We start from the raw sequence: 17,455 nt of genomic DNA on the forward strand, positions 1-17,455 counted from the left end.
CACGATGGAAAAATCGCACCACTCGATCGGCCGGCGCTGGGCCCGGGTGACCGGGCCGCGCCGGCGCCCCGGCCACGGCCGGCCGCACGCGTACTACCTGGCGATCGGGTTCCCGCCGGCCGCCAAGAGCTCGGCGTACCGGATGCGCGAGACCGCCAACCAGCTGTACGCGCACGGCTGGGACGTGACGGTGCTGACCATCTGCCAGGAGGCCTGGGAACGCGAGTTCGGCCTGGACCACAGCCTGTCCGCGGACGTGCACCCGGCGATCCGGGTGGTCGAGCTGCCGCTGCGGCGCGAGGAGCTGGACACCGAGATCCGCCACTTCTCCAGGGCCCGCTCCCTCGACCCGGCGGCCTGGGCGGCCGAGGTCCGGCAGCGGCGCCTGGCCGTCTTCCCGGAGCCGTCGTTCGGCGGCTGGGCGCCCGCGCTGACCGAGGCGATCCTGCGGCTGCACCGGCGCGACCCGGCCGACCTGCTGGTCACCACCTGCGCGCCGTACGTGACCCTGGCACCCACCTGGGCGCTGTGGGAACGGCACCGGGTGCCGTACGTGGTGGACTTCCGGGACGGCTGGTCGATCGACGTGCTCGGCGGCGAGGTGGCCTTCCCGCCCGGCTCGATCGCCGGGCGCTGGGAGAGCCGGGTGCTCGGCTCGGCCCTGGAGGTGTGGACGGTCAACGACCCCATCGCCGGGCACTACCGCCGGCGCTACCCGGCCGTCGCCGCCCGGGTGCACGTGGTGCGCAACGGGTACGACGACGACAGCGTGCCGCGCGGGTTCCGTGCCCCGGACCCGGAACGCGGGCTGCGCTTCGGTTACCTGGGGACGATCACCTTCCCGGTGCCGCTGCTCGGCGCGGTGCTGGACGGCTGGCGGATCGCCCGGGCGGAGGACCCGCTGCTCGCCAACGCCGGCTTCGAGCTGCGCGGGCACATCGGGGCCGGTGCGGCACGCGAGGACAACGCGTACGCGGAGATGCTGCGCGCGGCCGGGCCGGACGGCGTGCGGTTCGGCGGGCCGGTGCCGAAGGCGGAGGTGGCCGCCGTCTACGGCGAGTGGGACGCGCTGGTCCTGATCGTCCCCGGCGGCCGGTACATGACCTCGGGGAAGGTGTACGAGGCGTACGCCAGCGGGCTGCCGGTGGTCTCCGCGCACGAGCCGGAGCACGACGCGTCGTTCGTGCTGGACGGCAACCCGCTCTGGACCGGCGCGGCCGGGCCGGACGCCGACCGGCTGGCCGAGTCGTTCAAGACCGCCGCCAAGCTGGCCCTGACCGCCACCCCCGGGCAGCGGGCGGCCACCCGGGCGGCGGCCGCCCGGTTCGCCAGGGCCGCGCAGCTCGCGCCGGCCGTCCGCCGGGTCACCGAGGCGGTCCGGTGACCCGGGTCCTGATCGTCAGCAACGGGGTGCCCGGTCGGCCCGCCGTGCTCGCCGACACCCTGCGGCGGCTGCGCGCGTCGGGCGCCCTGATCACCCTGGCCGCCGGCGCCCCGGCCGAGCGGATCGCGCTGCCCGGCGGCGGTGCGACGGTGCACGCCATCCGCACGGCCAGACAGCTGCCCCGGCCGGACAAGCGGGCGTACCCGGACGCCGGGAAGGGCCGCAAGCTCTGGCTGCGCGCCCGGCACGACCGCCGGCTGCGGTCCCTGGCCCGGGCGGCCGACGTGCTGGTCGCGCTGGATCCGCACGCGGTGCACACGGTCTGGCAGCTCGCCCGGCGCCACCGGGCCGCCGACGCGGTCAACGGGCTGACCCCGGCGCTGCGGGCGGTGGCCGCGCGGGCCGGCGCGCCCGGCCGGTACCGGCTGCGCCGATTGCTGCGCCCGGGACCGTCCCCGGCGGTGGCCGCCGAGGCACTCGGCGAGCGGGCCGACCGGCTGGTGGAACGGGTGGCCCGGAAGGGATCCGGGCGCCGGGTGCTGCGCGACCCACACGGCCGGCGGGCCTGGCGGCTGCTGCTCGGCGCCCCGCTGCTCGGCGACGCACGGCGGCTGCGGTGGACCGAACGGGTCGCCGGGCGGCTCGTGGAGCTGGGGCTGCCGGACGAGGCGGGACTGGTCCGGGCGGCGGCCGCCCGGCGCGCCCGGCCCACCGTGGCCGTCGCCGACAGCCTGGAGACGGCGGCACAGGCGGAGTTCGCGGCCGGCCGGATCCCGGTGTTCCTGCGCGCCGCGGCGGCCGCCCAGCTGCGCCTGGCCGACCTGGCGCTGGCCCGGGACGACCTGACCGAGGCGACCCGGCGGTTCGCCAAGGTCATTCCGCTGCTGTTCCACCGGGCGGTGCACTTCGACTCGCTGGAGTCGCCGAGCGCGCGGGATCCGTACCGGAATCTCGGCGATCTGCACGCCAGCGCGACCGGGAGGGCACTCGCCGCCCCGCGCGGCCGGCGGGTCCCGGCGGCGCCGCCGCCGGACGGACGGCCGCACCGGCTGCTCTTCGTCACGCACACCAACGTCTACTTCCTCACCGAGATCATCGAGCGGTACCGGGCCCATCCGGACGTCGAGGTGCGTCACCTGGAACTCACCGCCGATCCGGCGGCCACCCTGCTCAGCAAGCGGACCGGCCGGCTGATCCGGCACCAGCTCGGCGGCGCCTCGGACTACGGCGACGCGCTGCGCGAGGTGTTCGCGCCGGACCTGGCGTGGGCCGACACCGTCTTCGTCGACTGGTGCCTGGGCCACGCCGCGATGCTGGCCACCCTCGATCCCGGCCCGGCCCGGGTGATCGTCCGGCTGCACAGCTACGAGGCGTTCACCGTCTTCCCGCACCTGCTCGACCTGTCCCGGGTGGACGACCTGGTGTTCGTCTCCGAGCCGCTGCGCGAGTTCGCCACCGCGGCGATCCCCCGGCTGCGGCAGCCGGGCGCACCGCGTACCCCGGTGCTCACCAACGCGGCCCGGCTGGACCGGTACCGCCTGCCGAAACCGGACACCGCCCGGTTCACCCTGGGCCTGGTCGGGGTGGGCGCGATCGCCAAGGACCCGCGCTGGGCCCTGCGGGTGCTGCGCGAGCTGCGCCGGCACGACGAGCGGTACCGGCTGATGCTGATCGGCAAGGAGCTGGACGAGGGACCGAACGCGGTCTCGGCCGCCTACTTCGCCGGGTACGCCGCCGAGCTGGCCGAGCTGGACGGGCGCGGCGCGCTGGTGCGTGCCGGACAGACCGACGACGTGCCGGGCGCGCTCACCGAGGTCGGCGTGGTGCTGAGCACGTCGGTCCGGGAGAGCTTCCACCTGGGCCTGATCGAGGGGGCGGCCAGCGGGGCGGTGCCGGTGGTCCGGGACTGGCCGTTCTTCGCCGGGCAGCGGGCCGGCGCGCGGAGCATCTTCCCGGCCGGCTGGGTGGTGCGCGACCCGGCCGAGGCGGTCCGGCGGATCCTGGCCGAGACCGCCACCGCGGCGATCTGGCGGGCGGCCGGCGCGGCCGCCGCCGAACACGCCCTGGCCACCTGGGACTGGTCGGTGACCGCCGGCGGCTACGACGAGCTGATCCTGGGTACCCGGCTCACCCGCGCCGCAGCGTCCGGCGCAGCCGGGCGGCCACCCGCCGCACGGTGATCGGCCGGACCTCCACCCCGACCCGGTCGTCCGGCCCGCGCACCACGGCGACCAGGAAGAACCGCCCGCCGACCCGGTGCAGCCGGCGGCCCGCCGCGGAGACGTCGGCGGCGGTCACCGGGTACTTCAGCGTTCCCCGCCGGAACGTGATGTCCCGGAACCGGCCGTGCGACTCGCCGCGTACCAGGTCGTCGACCGGGATCACGGCGCCGGCCGTGGCCCGGCTCAGCTCGGCCGGCACGCTGGGCCCGCGCCGCACCTTCACCACCGGCGCCGGCTCGCCGGCCTGCCGCGGGATCCAGGTGGGCCAGCGCAGCAGCAGCGCCGGGCGGCCGTCCGGGCCGCGGCCCCAGCCGACCACCGCCGGGCCGTCCTGCCGGTCGATCGCGAGGACCTCGGCGGTGGCGTCGAACCACTCGTCCGGGAAGTCCCGGCCGGCGGCCCGGAAGCCGGGGAACGCCACGTAGTAGCGGCCGGCCTCGGCGACCGCCGGGCGCAGCCGGTGCTCGGCGTAGTGCCGGGCCACCGCCAGCACGTCGGCGACGGTGCCGTGCTGGGCCAGGCTGATCGCCGCCCGGTGCCGGACCGGCAGGGCGCGCCGGGCCTCCTCGGTCAGGTACGCGCCGGCCAGCGCGCCGACACCCCGGTGGACGGCCTCCCGGTCGGCCGGGCCCGCCGCCAGGAAGCGCTCGCCGAGCAGTTTGCCGACCTCCCAGGAGAAGTGCCGGACCAGCAGGTTGTGCCGGGCGCGCGGCTCGGTGACCAGATCGGCGGCCCGGGCCAGCAGCAGCGCGGTGTCGTGCAGCAGCCGGGTGACCGGGGTCCGGAAGGTGATGTTGCTGGCGTCGGTGCGGCGGATCGCGTAGTAGAAGTCGTAGCCGGTGCGCACCGCGATCCGCCGGGCGGCGAGCACCGCCCGGATCGTGAACGGCTGGTCCGAGCAGGACGCCATGTCCTCCGGGAACCGGATCCGGTGCTCCTCGATCAGCGCCCGGCGGAACAGCTTGGTGTTGGAGAGCGCCCAGGCCAGCGGCGAGCCGGCCAGGGTGATCGCGTCCCGGTCGCCGCCGGCGAAGACCGACTGGTCGACGCGCCGGCCGCCGGCCCCGACCAACCGGCCCAGCACGATGTCGGCGCCCGTCTCGTCGGCCGCCGCCACCAGCCGCTCCAGGGCCTGCGGGCCGAGCCGGTCGTCGGCGCCGACGAAGAAGACGTAGCGCCCGGTGGCCCGCTCCAGCGCCCGGTTGCTGGGACCGGCCGGCCCGCCGGAGTTCGGCTGGCGCAGCACGGTCAGGGTCCGCGGGAACCGGGCCGCCCAGGCGTCCAGCTCGGCACCGCCGCCGTCGGTGGAGCCGTCGTCGACGGCGATCACCTGGAGCCGGTCGGTACCGATGGTCTGGGTGAGGATCGACTCCAGGCACCCGGTCAGATAGGGCATCGTGTTGTAGACCGCGACCACCACCGTCACGTCCGGAACCGGTGCGGTCACTAGCTCACGCGTTCCGTGAGCCATTCCCGCGGCGACGGCGACCGGTGCGGATGCGCGGCGACCGGGTCCGGCGCCTCGACCGGCACGTCCACGGTGCCGCCCTCGCGGGCCGAGCGCAGCAGCGCCTCGGCCACCTCCACGGTCCGCGTCGCCTGGCGCAGGGTGACCGTGTCCCGGGATTCGCCGAGCACCGCGTCCCGGAACCGTTCGTGCTCCACCAGCAGCGGCTCCCGCTTCGGGATGGCGTAGCGGACCATGTCGCCCTCGGCGACGCCCCGGAAGGTGCGCAGCGCCTCCCATTCGGTACCGATCGCGCCGTTGGCGTAGAAGGTGAGGTCGGCGGTGAGCGTGTCGGCCACGAAGCTGCCCCGCTCGCCGGTGATCACGGTGAACCGCTCCTTGAACGGGCTCAGCCAGTTGACCAGGTGGTTGGCCATCAGGCCGCCCGCCAGGCCGGCCACCGCCGACACCATGTCCTCGTGTGGGCGGCCGCTGCGGGCGGCGGTCCGGGCCGCCACCTGCAGGTAGGACCGGCCGGTCACCCAGGCGGTCAGGTCGATGTCGTGGGTGGCCAGGTCCATCACCACCCCGACGTCGGCGATCCGCCCCGGGAACGGCCCCTGCCGGCGGGTCACGATCTGATAGATCTCGCCCAGCTCGCCGCCCTCCAGCCGGGCCCGCAGGCTCTGCAGGGCCGGGTTGTAGCGCTCGATGTGCCCGACCGCGCCGACCAGTCCCCGGCTCGCGAACGCGTCGGCCAGCCGCCGGGCGGCCGGCACCGACGGCGCCAGCGGCTTCTCGATCATCGTGTGCACGCCGGCCTCGGCCAGCCGCAGGCCGATCTCCTCGTGCAGCGCGGTCGGCACGGCCAGCACCGCGTAGTCGATGCCGAGCGCGAGCAGATCGCCCAGCTCGCGGACCACCGGTACGCCGTAGGGCCCGGTCGTCGCGGGCGCCGGGTCGAGCACGCCGGCCAGTTCGACGCCGGCCAGCGCGTGGAGCACCCGGGCGTGGTGGCGGCCCATCGCGCCCAGCCCGATCAGGCCGGCCCGCAGCGCCGGCCGGCTCACGCCGGCACCGCGGCGCTGTTCACGGCCTCGGCGATCCGCTCCAGCTCGGCCCCGGTCAGGGTGGGGAAGACCGGCAGGGAGACGACCTCGGCGGCCGCCAGGTCGGTTTCCGGCAGGTGGGTGGTGCCGTTCGCGTACGGCCGGAGCCGGTGGATCGGCGTCGGGTAGTACACCGCGTTACCCACCCCACGCTCGGTGAGCGCGGCCCGGAACGCGTCCCGGCTCCCCGGCACCCGCACCGTGTACTGGTGGTAGACGTGCCGCGCGCCGGCCGCCACCGGCGGGGTGAGCACACCGGCCAGGTGCTCGTCGAGGAACGCCGCGTTGGCCCGCCGCCGCTCGGTCCACCCGGCCAGCCGGCCCAGCTGCACCCGCCCGATCGCCGCGGCCACGTCGGTGAGCCGCAGGTTCGCGCCCACCACCTCGTTCTGGTACCGCTGCTCCATCCCCTGGTTGCGCAGCAGCCGCAGCCGCCGGGCCAGCTCCGGGTCGGCGGTGGTGATCATGCCGCCTTCCAGCGAGTGCATGTTCTTGGTCGGATAGAAGCTGAAGCAGCCGGCCACGCCGAACGCGCCGGCCGGGACGCCGTGCAGGGCGGCGGCGTGCGCCTGGGCGGCGTCCTCCACCACGGCCAGGCCGTGCCGGGCGGCGAGCGGCATGATCCGGTCCATCGCGGCCGGGTGGCCGTACAGGTGGACCGGCATGATCGCGACGGTCCGGCTGGTGATCGCCGCGGCCGCCGCGGCCGGGTCCAGGCAGAACGAGCCGGGCTCGATGTCGGCGAAGACCGGGGTGGCGCCGGCCAGCCGGACCGCGTTGGCGGTGGCGGCGAACGAGAACGACGGGACGATCACCTCGTCGCCCGGTCCCAGGCCGAGCGCCAGCAGGGTCAGGTACAGCGCCGAGGTGCCCGAGTTGACGGCGACGCAGTGCCGCCCGGCGACCACCGCGGCGAACTCCTCCTCGAACGCGGCGACCTCCGGCCCCTGCACGACCAGCCCACTGCCGAGCACCCGGACCGCGGCGGCGATCTCGTCCGGGCCGATCACCGGGCGGGCCGGTGGAATGGACGCCGTCACTCGTGCTCCCTCACCAGAGGCAGGCGGCATCCGCCCCGTCCGTGACGGGGCGATCACCTGCTGTTACCTGGGGGTGGCGCGAGTCACATTACCGCACCAACCGGTGCTTTTCGCCTAAGGTGCGCTGCTGTCACTTCATGTCGACAGGAGACGCGCATGCGGGCGGTACTCGCCACGCTGGGTTACGTTTTGTCGCCCGATTCCGCACGGGTGCTGATGATCCGCCGGGACACCCGGCCGGACGACATCCACTTCGGCTACTACAACGGGCTCGGCGGGAAGCTGGAGCCGGACGAGGACGTGGCCGGCGGGATGCGCCGCGAGATCGCCGAGGAGGCCGGGCTGGCGTGCGGCCCGCTCGACTTCGCCGGCACCATCTCGTGGCCCGGGTTCGGGCGGGGCGGGGAGAACTGGTTCGGTTTCCTGTTCCGGATCCCGGTCTGGACCGGGACGCCGAGAACCGCCAACGACGAGGGGTCGCTGCACTGGGTGGAGCGGGCCGACCTGCTCGCCGGGAAACTGCCGATGTGGGAGTCGGACCGGCATTTCCTGCCGTTGGTGTTCGCCGACTCCCCGACCGTCTTCCACGGCGTCATGCCGTTCGCCTCCGGCAAGGCGGTGTCCTGGTCCTACACCACGTGACCGGTGCTCGACGCGTACCGGAAAGGGGTTCTCAGAATCTCCGCATGCCGCCGAACTGGCGGTCGCCCGCGTCGCCGAGGCCCGGCACGATGTACGCCTTCTCGTTGAGGCCCTCGTCGATCGAGGCGGTGATCAGGCGCAGCGGCAGGCCGGAGTTCCGCAGGCGCTCGACGCCCTCCGGGGCGGCCAGCACGCAGCAGACGATGATGTCGGTGCAGCCCCGGTCGGCGAGCAGCTCGCAGCAGTGGATCAGCGAGCCGCCGGTGGCCAGCATCGGGTCGAGGACCAGCACCGGCTGCCCGGAGAGGTCGGCCGGCAGCGACTCCATGTAGGCGCGCGGCTCGTGGGTCTCCTCGTCGCGGGCCAGCCCGACGAAGCCCATCGACGACTCGGGCAGCAGCGCCAGGGCGGCGTCCGCCATGCCCAGGCCGGCCCGCAGCACCGGCACGATCAGCGGCGGGTTGGCCAGCCGGGTGCCCTCGGTGCGCGCGACCGGGGTCTCGATCGGGTACTTCTCGATGGCGAAGAGGCGGGCGGCCTCGTAGACCACCATGGTGGTCAACTCGTGCAGGGAGGCGCGGAAGACACCGGACTCGGTCTCGGTCCGGCGCATCGCGGTGAGCCGGGTCTGAGCCAGCGGGTGATCTACGACAAGGACGTCCACGGCCCCCAACCTACCGTTCCTCCAAGATCAACTCCCGCCGGGTCGGCAAGGTTCTGTCTCGTGGGTCGGGTGGGGCTGCGGCGGGGCCCCAGCCGGCACCCGACGCCGGGACCTCGCCTCACTCCCACGCGATCCACGAGACAGAACCTAGAATCGCTTTCATGACTGCGACAGCGCCCATCGGGCTGTCCGATCTCCGCTCCTTCCTGCACGGCCTCCCCGGGGTCGACAAGGTGGGCGTGGAGGCGAGGGCGGCCGCGCTCGGCACCCGATCGGTGAAGACGAGCAGCAAGGCGAAAGCCATCGACCTGGCGATCCGGATGGTCGATCTCACCACTCTCGAGGGCGCCGACACGCCCGGCAAGGTGCGCGCCCTGTGCGCCAAGGGGCGGCGGCCCGACCCGGCCGACCCGAGTTGCCCGCCGGTCGCCGCGATCTGCGTCTACCCGGCCATGGTGCCGGTGGCCGCGGCCGCGCTGGCCGGCTCCGGGGTGCACCTGGCCAGCGTGGCCACCGCGTTCCCGTCCGGCCAGGCCCCGCTCGAGGTGAAACTGGCCGACACCCGGGCCGCGGTGGCGGCCGGTGCCGATGAGGTCGACATGGTGATCAGCCGGGGCGCGTTCCTGGCCGGCGACTACGCCAAGGTGTTCGACGAGATCGTCGCGGTCAAGGAGGCGTGCGGCGGCGCGCACCTCAAGGTGATCCTGGAGACCGGCGAGTTGGCCACCTACGACAACGTCCGGCGCGCCTCGTGGCTGGCCATGCTGGCCGGCGCCGACTTCATCAAGACCTCCACCGGCAAGGTCGCGGTGAACGCGACGCTGCCGATCACGCTGGTGATGCTGGAGGCGGTGCGCGACTTCCGGGAGCGGTACGGCCGGCAGATCGGCGTCAAGCCGGCCGGCGGGATCAAGAACACCAAGGACGCCATCAAGTACCTGGTGCTGATCAACGAGACCGTCGGCGACGACTGGCTGAGCCCGGACTGGTTCCGGTTCGGCGCCTCCTCCCTGCTCAACGACCTGCTGATGCAGCGCACCAAGCTGACCACCGGTCACTACGCCGGCCCCGACTACTTCACCCTGGACTGAGGGACCGTGCTCGCCAAGGCGGCTCCGCCGCGGTTCAAAAGCAGAAAATCGTGGTGACAATGTTCGAATACGCACCGGCGCCCGAATCCCGCTCCGTCGTCTCCCTCGACTCCTCCTACGGACTGTTCATCGACGGCGCCTTCGACCCGGCCCGGGAGGGTGGCACCTTCAAGACGGTGAACCCGGCCTCCGAGGAGGTCCTCGCCGAGGTCGCCTCGGCCGGCCCGGAGGACGTCGACCGGGCGGTCGCGGCGGCCCGCCGCGCCTTCGGGCAGTGGTCCGCCCTGCCCGGGTCCGAACGGGCCAAGTACCTGTTCCGGATCGCCCGGATCATCCAGGAGCGATCCCGCGAACTGGCCGTCCTGGAGTCGCTGGACAACGGCAAGCCGATCCGGGAGTCGCGCGACGTCGACCTGCCGCTGGTCGCCGCGCACTTCTTCTACTACGCGGGCTGGGCCGACAAGCTGGCGTACGCCGGCTTCGGCCCGGACCCCCGCCCGATCGGCGTGGCCGGCCAGGTCATCCCGTGGAACTTCCCGCTGCTGATGCTGGCCTGGAAGATCGCACCGGCGCTGGCGACCGGCAACACCGTGGTGCTCAAGCCGGCCGAGACCACCCCGCTCTCCGCGCTCTTCTTCGCCGACGTGTGCCGGCAGGCCGAGCTGCCGCCGGGCGTGGTCAACATCGTCACCGGGGCCGGCGACACCGGGGCCTACCTGGTGGCCCACCCGGACGTCGACAAGGTGGCGTTCACCGGCTCGACCGAGGTGGGCCGGGAGATCGCCCGGACGGTGGCCGGCACCGGCAAGCGGCTCAGCCTGGAGCTGGGCGGCAAGGCGGCGAACATCGTCTTCGACGACGCGCCGATCGACCAGGCGGTCGAGGGGATCGTCAACGGGATCTTCTTCAACCAGGGTCACGTCTGTTGCGCCGGGTCGCGCCTGCTGGTGCAGGAGTCCGTCGCCCAGGAGCTGCTGGAGTCCCTGAAACGGCGGATGAGCACGCTGCGGCTGGGCGACCCGCTGGACAAGAACACCGACATCGGCGCGATCAACTCAGCGGCGCAGTTGGCGCGCATCACCGAATTGACGGAAATCGGTGGGCAGGAGGGCGCGGAGCGCTGGTCGCCGGCCTGCGAGCTGCCCGACCGCGGGTTCTGGTTCGCGCCGACCATCTTTACCGGCGTGACCCAGGCGCACCGGATCGCCCGGGAGGAGATCTTCGGGCCGGTCCTGTCGGTGCTCACCTTCCGCACCCCGGCCGAGGCGATCGAGAAGGCGAACAACACGCCGTACGGGTTGTCCGCCGGCGTCTGGACCGAGAAGGGCTCCCAGATCCTGGCCGTCGCCGACAAGCTGCGCGCCGGGGTGGTCTGGGCCAACACGTTCAACAAGTTCGACCCGGCGTCGCCGTTCGGCGGTTACAAGGAGTCCGGTTACGGCCGGGAGGGTGGCCGGCACGGCCTGGAGGCGTACCTTGCCTAAGACATCGAAGACGGCAGTGGTCGCGGAACCCACGCGACTGACCGTTCGCAAGACCTACAAGCTCTACATCGGCGGCAAGTTCCCGCGCAGCGAGTCAGGACGGACCTTCGTGGCAGACGGCGACAACGTGGCCCTCGCCTCGCGCAAGGACGCCCGTGACGCGGTGGTCGCGGCCCGGGCGGCGCAGGGCGGGTGGGCCGGTGCGACGGCGTACAACCGCGGCCAGGTGCTCTACCGGGTCGCCGAGATGCTGGAGGCGCGCCGGGCCGAGTTCGTCGCGCTGGGCGTCTCCGACACCGAGCTGAACGCCGCGGTGGACCGCTGGGTCTGGTACGCCGGCTGGTCCGACAAGATCGCCCAGGTGGCCGGCGGGGCCAACCCGGTGGCCGGGCCGTTCTTCAACATCTCCGCGCCCGAGCCGACCGGCGTGGTCGCCGTGGTCGCCCCGGCCACGCTGCTCGGCCTGGTCAGCGTGATCGCCCCGGCGATAGTGACCGGGAACACCGCGGTGGTGCTGGCCGCCGACCCGCAGATCGCGATCACGCTGGCCGAGGTGTTCGCGACCTCGGACGTACCGGGCGGGGTGGTGAACATCCTCACCGGGCGCTACGCGGAGACCGCACCCTGGCTGGCCGCGCACGCCGACGTGAACGCGCTGGACCTGACCGGGGTGGAGCACCCGGAACTGGCCGCCGAGCTGGAACGGGCCGCCGCCGGCACGCTGAAACGGGTGATCCGGCCCGCCACCGGTGCGGTGGATTTCTTCGCCGACCCCGGTCTGCAACCCATCACCGCGTTGTTGGAGACCAAGACGGTCTGGCATCCGAAGGGTTACTAGACCCGCGCTGAGGAAAGTGGAGGGGACGGGGCCGCTGTCACACAGCGTTGCGGACTAGGGTATGTGCCCGTAGTCACCCGTCCGCCCACCCCCAGATCAACCCGGAGGTCAACCGTGACCAGCCAGTCCGACGAGCCCGAGGCGTCCGCGCCGGTGGCCGAGAAGTCCTCAGCGGAAGGACTCAACGGGCGTGAGCTCTGGGACGAGGTCCGCGTCGAGCCGGTCGAGATCGCTCTCCCCGGCAGTGTCGGCCTGACCCTCCGGGCGTACCGGAAGGTCTCCGAGCTGACCCCGACCGAGATCGAGGCCGAGGAGGACGACCTCTTCGACGCGCGCAAGCGCGCCGCCCTCGACGAGGACGGCGAGGAGGGGATCATCGTCGACGAGGAGTACGAGGCGCTCCTCTCCGATGACGACGACGCGGACGCGAAGTCCGGCGACGAGACGTCCGAGAAATCCGAAGGTTCCGACGCCGCCGACGAGACGGAGGAGGCCAAGGCCCAGCCGGATGACGAGGAAGTACCCATGTTCCTCAGTCACAAGGGCCGGTTGCTCGCCTTCAAGAACGCCGAGTCGCTGGTCTCCTTCATTCGTTCGGGTGCTCCGCACGATCTCGCACAATTGGACACCTGGGGCGACCTCGCGGAGCGGGTACAGTCGAGCGACATCGACCCGCTGCCGGAGGAGCGCTACGAACTCGACCTCGTGGTGGAGAACCTGCGCGGCGGGCACGACACGTGGGATCTGCCGTTGCTGATCGCCGCCGGCGAGGTGGCCCGGGATCTGGGGTATGCCCTCCGGCTCAAGCCGGTGATCCTGGCGCTGTCCCCCGGCTCCCCGCTCGACGACCTGGACGAATCGCTGCGTGCCGCGCAGACCGGTGGGATGGGCGGTTTCTTCGGTCGCCGGCGACTGAAGAAAATCGGGGCACAACAGGCGAGTCTCGGCTGGCGTTCGGTGATCGGCAAGATCTCTGCTGCTGTGGACTGGCGTGACTGACCGATTACCAGGGAACATCAGTCCTTGGCCACAGAGAAGCACTCCCGGGGAGGAGGACGACGCCGTGGCGCTCGTGCGCGTGTACTGCGGTCTGGCGTCGGCTGATGATTCGGTGCGTTCGGCCTCGGCCGCGCCGCTGACCATCGCCGTGGTGGATGACGCGGGCCGGCTGCTCGGCGTCCACGAGATCAGCGACGATCCGGCGGGTTATGCCTCGCTGGGGACGCTCCTCGTGGAACGGACGACGGGTTTCGGCGACGCGGCGGTGGCCGCCGACAGTGACGACCACGTCGTCACCTCGCTGCTCACCGCCGCCGGCCGGCCGCTGGTCGTGGTCGACGACGACGACGCGGACGACTTCGCCGAGCGCTTCTCGGACGACGACTCCCCGGAGGAGATGAACGCCCCGGCCGCCGCCCGGCGGGCGGTCGGGCTGGCCCGGGCCTTGCAGGCCGGCGCGATCGCCGCGGTGACCCTGCCCGCGCCGCGCGAGCTGGTCAGCTACAAGCCGGTGCTGGCCGCCCACGTGGCCATGCTGGTCGGGCGGAACGCGGCGGCCGTCGCCCTGCGCGAGGTGCTCCGCGAGCTCTACCCGGCCGCCCTGCGCGCCTACCCGGATCCGGCGCACCCGCTGGCCATGGCGGTCCTGGAGGCGATCCCCGAGCCCGGCCGGCTGACCGGCCGGGGCGGTGACCCGGCGCACGCCGCGCAGGAGATCGCCGGCACGCTGACCCGGTCCGGCGCCGGCCACGAGGACCAGGTGGTCGCCGCGGTCACCGCGCTCCAGGTGGCGATCAGCGAGTCGCCGCGCCGCGGCGGCGTCAACAAGTCGCTGGCCCCGGCCGCCGCCGAGGCGGTCCGGCATGCCATCGCCGCGGTCCGCACCTGCGACGAGGCGTGCTCGGCCCTGGTCGGCACACTCACCGCCCGGACCGGCCTCCCGGCCACCGAGCCGAACGTCGGCCGTCGCGCCGCTCGCCGGGCCGCCGAGCCGGCCGGGCTGCCGCCGGCGCCCGCCGCGGCGCCGGAGACCCCGTCCCGGTTCGGCCGTCGCGGCCGTCCCGAGCCGGCCGTCGCCGGCCTGGGCAACGGCCCGGCCACCCCGCAGCCGCTGAACGCTCCGCCGGTCGCCCCGGACCCGATCGCGCCGCCGCCGGTGGCCCCGGCCGCGGCCAACGGGCTTCCCGGCCGGGCCGGCACGCCGGGCAACCGGCCGGTGTCGGTGCCGCCGCCCCCGCCGGGCATGACGCCGATCACCCCGGGGACCCGGCCGGTGCCGGGCACCCGGACCCCGGCCATCCCGTCGACACCGGTCTCGCCGGCGGCCCGCAACCCGATCTCCCCCGCGGCCCGCAACCCGATCTCGCCGGCCGGCTCGCCGAGCCCGGCCGACGCGGGCGAGCCGTTCCGCGCCACGCTCACCCACGCCGAGCTCAACCGGGCGCGGGCCGAGCGGCAGCGCACCGTCATCCCGGCCCGGCCGAACACGCGGACCACCCCGCCGCCCGCCGCGGCGAACGGGACACCCGCGAGCCCGACCGACTTCAGCCTGCCGATGCCGGCGCCGCGTCCCGCCCAGGAGACCGCGGAGCCGGGTTCCCGGGCGAACTGGCCGCTGCTCAACAACGGCGGCGACGACGCGGCGCTCACCCCGCCGCCCGTCTCGGCCGCCGCCTCGGTCAGCCCGGCCGGTGACGGCGAGAGCCGGGTGCGCCCGCCGTGGCAGGACATGCCGAAGGAGCCGCCGGCCCTGCGCCTGGTGGAGTCCCAGCTCAACGGTGGTGGCCGAGCCAAGCTGCCGGGTCTCGACCAGATCGGCGAGCCGCCCTCGCTGCGGGTCGTCGACGGTGGCGGCCGCGGTGTCGACAGCCTGCCGACCCGGGTCACCGCGCTGGACCGGAGCGCCACCCCGCCGGTCCCGTCGGACAGCAGCGACGGCGATCTGCTGATCTTCGCGGCCGCCCGGTCCGCCTGGTTCACCGGCGGCCCCGGCGACTCGGGCAGCGTCGACTGGGCCAACCCGAACGACAGCGGCTGGCGTGCCGCGGAGAAAGCGGCCACCCCGGCCGTCGCCGCGGAGACCTCAGCCGGCCTGCCCAAGCGGGTGCCCCAGGCCAACCTGGTGCCCGGCTCCCCGCTGCGCGAGGAGCGCCCGCTGCGGATCGTCCGGGACGCGGCGTCGATCGCCGCGCACACCACCGGCTACTTCCGCGGCTGGCGGCGTGGTCAGGAGATCGGCGGGTTCGCGATGGGTGGCCGCCCGGGGCGCGAGGCGGCCGGCGGGTGGGACTTCACCCGGGACCGCGAGGGCGCCGACGAGTACCGCAACAACGGCGCCGGTTACGGCGGCGGTCGCTGAGGGACCGACTCCACGAGGCCGGGTCCGCCTTCGGGCGGGCCCGGCCTCGTTGTTCGTCACGGGACGGCAGCCACCCGCCGGAACGCTGCCGCTTCGTCGCCCGGCAGGCTTCCTCCATGCGAGCCATCGTCTTCGATTTCTTCGGTACGCTCACCGACCCGGCCGCCGAGAGGGACCGGCTAGCCGCGTTCGCCGCGACCGCGCGGTCCCTGGGCGTGCCGGTCGACAGGTTCACCGCCGCGATGACGGGTTCCTTCCCGCGGCGGATCGTCGGCGCCCACGGCGGTACCCGGGACACCCTGCTGGCGATGGCCCGGTCCTGCGGGGCGGAACCGAACGACGACCGCCTGACGGCCGCGGTCAGCATCCACCACGCGGGCGCTGAGATCGTTCGCAGGCCCCGTCCGGAGGCCCTGGGGGTACTGGATGGGCTACGGGCGGAGGGGTATCTTCTCGGGCTTCTGAGCGACTGTTCGAGTGAGCTCGTCGAGGCGTGGCCGGCGACGCCGTACGCGTCCCGGATCGACGTCCCGGTCTTCTCCTGGCGGGAGCGGTGCCGCAAGCCGGACCCGCGCCTCTACGCGACGGTGGCCGAGCGGCTCGGCGTCCGGGCCGCGGAGTGCTGGTTCGTCGGCGACGGGGGCAGCCGGGAGTTGGACGGCGCCCGCCGGGCCGGGATGCGACCGGTGCTGGTGACCAACGTTGCCTACCCGGACGCCCGGCAGCTGCGCACCGACCCGGACGCCTTTCTCCCGGATCATCGGATCCCGGACCTGTCCGCCCTTCCGGCGCTGTTCACCCATCCCTGACCGCCAGCCGAACCGGCGGCCGGGCTCGGGGCTCGGGGTCTGGAGGCTGGCAGCCGAGCGCCGGAGCCCGGGGGACGGAAACCGGGGGCCGAGGTTCGGGGGGCCGAGGTTCTCGGCGGCCGAAGTTCGAGGGCCGAGGCCGAGGGCCGGGGTTCGAGGGCTGCGGGCCGAGGTTCGAGGGCCGGGAGCGGGGTCCGGGTCGGAGCCGCCTGTCCACCGCCGACCGCCCCCATTCGTCACGCAGGGTCGTCGATCGGATGCGGGAAGTGCCTGTCCGAGAGCGCGCGAAAGCCCCGCTCCGACCAGCGGAGCGGGGCTTTCACCGATTCGTCAGGCGGGGGCGACCGCGCGCGTGCGACGCATCGTCAGCACATACTCCACCAGGGAGATGAGGACGTTCTTCGTCGACTCACGGTTGCGGGCGTCGCAGCTCACCACCGGCACGTCGCTCGAGATCGCCAGCGCGTCCCGAACGTCCTGCGGGTTGTGGTACTGCATGCCGTCGAAGCAGTTGATCGCTACCAGGTACGGCAGGCGACGGTGTTCGAAGAAGTCGATGGCGGCGAAGCAGTCGGCGAGCCGACGCGTGTCCACCATGACCACCGCACCGATCGCACCCCGGACCAGCTCGTCCCACATGAACCAGAACCGGGTCTGGCCGGGGGTGCCGAACAGGTACAGGATCAGGTCGCGATCGATGCTGATCCGGCCGAAGTCCATGGCGACGGTGGTGGTCATCTTGCCCGGCACCTGCCGGTTGTCATCGACGCCCACACCGGCCGAGGTCATGATCGCCTCGGTGGTCAGTGGGGTGATCTCCGAGACCGAGCCCACCAGCGTCGTCTTACCGACGCCGAAGCCACCGGCGATGACAATCTTCGCCGATGTCACGCGTCCGCCCGCAGCGGGACGTTGCGACATGTCAGAGCCTGCGAAGTCCACTCAGCACCCTTTCCAGCAGTTCCGTGCCTACCGCGTCGGTCTCGTCCTCTAGCGAGGTGGGCTCGTACACCGCGAGCAGGCCGTCAGAGGCCATGTCGGCGACGATCACACGTGCCACACCGAGCGGCAGTTGCATGCGTGCGGCGATCTCGGCCAGCGACTGAACTCTGCCGCCGTCGCACATCGCCGCGATGTACTGATGCTCGCTTCCACCCTGCCCGCCGCGGATCATCCCAGATCGGCCGCGCACGGTTGTCTCGACCAGCGCTTCCAGCGCTATCTCAAGTTTGGGCCGGGTTCGACCACGGGTCACGGCATACGGCCTGACCAGCGCGCCGGTCGGCTCATCGCGTTCAGGCATTGTCACCGTCAACCCCTCCCTCGGCCACTCGAAGTGTATTGGTTCTCAAGTTTTTGGACAGTAG

At 73.5% G+C, this 17,455-nt stretch carries 15 protein-coding genes; 9 read left to right on the plus strand and 6 right to left on the minus strand.

Going from position 1 to position 17,455, the window contains the following annotated elements:
* Nucleotides 1-4 precede the first annotated feature (4 nt).
* Both Actob_RS40415 and Actob_RS40420 read left to right on the plus strand, forming a co-directional pair.
* On the plus strand, nucleotides 5-1,384 hold the full coding sequence (locus tag Actob_RS40415; RefSeq protein ID WP_284917249.1) for a glycosyltransferase family protein: 1,380 nt from the start codon (nucleotides 5-7) through the stop codon (nucleotides 1,382-1,384).
* Complete coding sequence (locus Actob_RS40420) at nucleotides 1,381-3,564, plus strand: glycosyltransferase family protein (RefSeq protein WP_284917250.1); 2,184 nt, start codon at nucleotides 1,381-1,383, stop codon at nucleotides 3,562-3,564. The genes Actob_RS40415 and Actob_RS40420 overlap by 4 nt, the downstream gene beginning before the upstream one ends.
* Here Actob_RS40420 and Actob_RS40425 read toward each other — a convergent pair.
* The 3 genes from Actob_RS40425 to Actob_RS40435 are packed head-to-tail and all read right to left on the minus strand — an operon-like array spanning nucleotide 3,512 to nucleotide 7,232.
* A complete protein-coding gene (locus tag Actob_RS40425) occupies nucleotides 3,512-5,053 on the minus strand; it encodes a glycosyltransferase family 2 protein (protein WP_284917251.1) in 1,542 nt (513 codons plus the stop codon). The two genes, Actob_RS40420 and Actob_RS40425, sit on opposite strands and share 53 nt — an antisense overlap.
* On the minus strand, nucleotides 5,053-6,078 hold the full coding sequence (locus Actob_RS40430; protein ID WP_407653745.1) for a Gfo/Idh/MocA family protein: 1,026 nt from the start codon (nucleotides 6,076-6,078) through the stop codon (nucleotides 5,053-5,055). Before Actob_RS40430 ends, Actob_RS40425 begins: the two co-directional genes overlap by 1 nt.
* A gap of 41 nt (nucleotides 6,079-6,119) precedes the next feature.
* Entirely contained in the window at nucleotides 6,120-7,232 is a 1,113-nt protein-coding gene (locus Actob_RS40435; protein WP_407653499.1) for a DegT/DnrJ/EryC1/StrS family aminotransferase, read from the minus strand.
* Nucleotides 7,233-7,358: 126 nt separating this feature from the next.
* Between Actob_RS40435 and Actob_RS40440 the strand changes: the two genes are divergently transcribed.
* The gene (locus tag Actob_RS40440) at nucleotides 7,359-7,844 is read left to right on the plus strand and encodes an NUDIX hydrolase (RefSeq protein ID WP_284917254.1); all 486 of its coding nucleotides are present in this window, start codon (nucleotides 7,359-7,361) and stop codon (nucleotides 7,842-7,844) included.
* A 31-nt stretch (nucleotides 7,845-7,875) separates the two neighbouring features.
* Here the strand turns inward: Actob_RS40440 and upp are convergent, their stop codons facing one another.
* Nucleotides 7,876-8,508 carry a uracil phosphoribosyltransferase gene (upp, locus tag Actob_RS40445; protein WP_284917255.1) on the minus strand — a complete coding sequence of 211 codons (633 nt, stop codon included), beginning with the start codon at nucleotides 8,506-8,508 and terminating at the stop codon, nucleotides 7,876-7,878.
* A 161-nt stretch (nucleotides 8,509-8,669) separates the two neighbouring features.
* On the opposite strand from upp, the gene deoC reads away from it, so the two are divergent.
* The 6 genes from deoC (at nucleotide 8,670) to Actob_RS40475 (ending at nucleotide 16,088) form a co-directional block, all read left to right on the plus strand.
* Complete coding sequence (gene deoC / locus Actob_RS40450) at nucleotides 8,670-9,599, plus strand: deoxyribose-phosphate aldolase (RefSeq protein WP_284917256.1); 930 nt, start codon at nucleotides 8,670-8,672, stop codon at nucleotides 9,597-9,599.
* A 59-nt stretch (nucleotides 9,600-9,658) separates the two neighbouring features.
* Nucleotides 9,659-11,083: an aldehyde dehydrogenase family protein gene (locus Actob_RS40455; RefSeq protein WP_284917257.1), complete on the plus strand. Its 1,425-nt coding sequence runs from the start codon at nucleotides 9,659-9,661 to the stop codon at nucleotides 11,081-11,083.
* Nucleotides 11,076-11,921 carry an aldehyde dehydrogenase family protein gene (locus tag Actob_RS40460; protein WP_456319235.1) on the plus strand — a complete coding sequence of 282 codons (846 nt, stop codon included), beginning with the start codon at nucleotides 11,076-11,078 and terminating at the stop codon, nucleotides 11,919-11,921. The genes Actob_RS40455 and Actob_RS40460 overlap by 8 nt, the downstream gene beginning before the upstream one ends.
* Nucleotides 11,922-12,035: 114 nt before the next feature.
* A complete protein-coding gene (locus Actob_RS40465) occupies nucleotides 12,036-12,920 on the plus strand; it encodes a DNA primase (protein ID WP_407653500.1) in 885 nt (294 codons plus the stop codon).
* 64 nt (nucleotides 12,921-12,984) lie between these two features.
* Complete coding sequence (locus Actob_RS40470) at nucleotides 12,985-15,279, plus strand: transposase (protein WP_284917258.1); 2,295 nt, start codon at nucleotides 12,985-12,987, stop codon at nucleotides 15,277-15,279.
* Between the two features lie 116 nt (nucleotides 15,280-15,395).
* Complete coding sequence (locus Actob_RS40475; RefSeq protein ID WP_284917259.1) at nucleotides 15,396-16,088, plus strand: HAD family hydrolase; 693 nt, start codon at nucleotides 15,396-15,398, stop codon at nucleotides 16,086-16,088.
* A 330-nt stretch (nucleotides 16,089-16,418) separates the two neighbouring features.
* Here Actob_RS40475 and Actob_RS40480 read toward each other — a convergent pair whose 3' ends face one another.
* Nucleotides 16,419-17,009, minus strand: coding sequence for a GTP-binding protein (locus tag Actob_RS40480; protein WP_043512997.1), 591 nt, complete (start codon nucleotides 17,007-17,009; stop codon nucleotides 16,419-16,421).
* 1 nt (nucleotide 17,010) lies between these two features.
* Complete coding sequence (locus tag Actob_RS40485) at nucleotides 17,011-17,391, minus strand: DUF742 domain-containing protein (protein WP_185046269.1); 381 nt, start codon at nucleotides 17,389-17,391, stop codon at nucleotides 17,011-17,013.
* Nucleotides 17,392-17,455: the final 64 nt, after the last annotated feature.

Source organism: Actinoplanes oblitus (assembly GCF_030252345.1).
Classification (GTDB): Bacteria; Actinomycetota; Actinomycetes; order Mycobacteriales; family Micromonosporaceae; genus Actinoplanes; species Actinoplanes oblitus.

What these genes read in the sequence shown, in the direction of transcription:
- Actob_RS40415 (WP_284917249.1), top strand. Translation starts at nt 5, where the DNA reads ATGGAAAAATCGCACCACTCGATCGGCCGGCGCTGGGCCCGGGTGACC.
- Actob_RS40430 (WP_407653745.1), bottom strand. Translation starts at nt 6,078, where the DNA reads ATGGGCCGCCACCACGCCCGGGTGCTCCACGCGCTGGCCGGCGTCGAA.
- Actob_RS40435 (WP_407653499.1), bottom strand. Translation starts at nt 7,232, where the DNA reads ATGCCGCCTGCCTCTGGTGAGGGAGCACGAGTGACGGCGTCCATTCCA.
- Actob_RS40440 (WP_284917254.1), top strand. Translation starts at nt 7,359, where the DNA reads ATGCGGGCGGTACTCGCCACGCTGGGTTACGTTTTGTCGCCCGATTCC.
- deoC (WP_284917256.1), top strand. Translation starts at nt 8,670, where the DNA reads ATGACTGCGACAGCGCCCATCGGGCTGTCCGATCTCCGCTCCTTCCTG.
- Actob_RS40455 (WP_284917257.1), top strand. Translation starts at nt 9,659, where the DNA reads ATGTTCGAATACGCACCGGCGCCCGAATCCCGCTCCGTCGTCTCCCTC.
- Actob_RS40475 (WP_284917259.1), top strand. Translation starts at nt 15,396, where the DNA reads ATGCGAGCCATCGTCTTCGATTTCTTCGGTACGCTCACCGACCCGGCC.
- Actob_RS40480 (WP_043512997.1), bottom strand. Translation starts at nt 17,009, where the DNA reads ATGTCGCAACGTCCCGCTGCGGGCGGACGCGTGACATCGGCGAAGATT.
- Actob_RS40485 (WP_185046269.1), bottom strand. Translation starts at nt 17,391, where the DNA reads ATGCCTGAACGCGATGAGCCGACCGGCGCGCTGGTCAGGCCGTATGCC.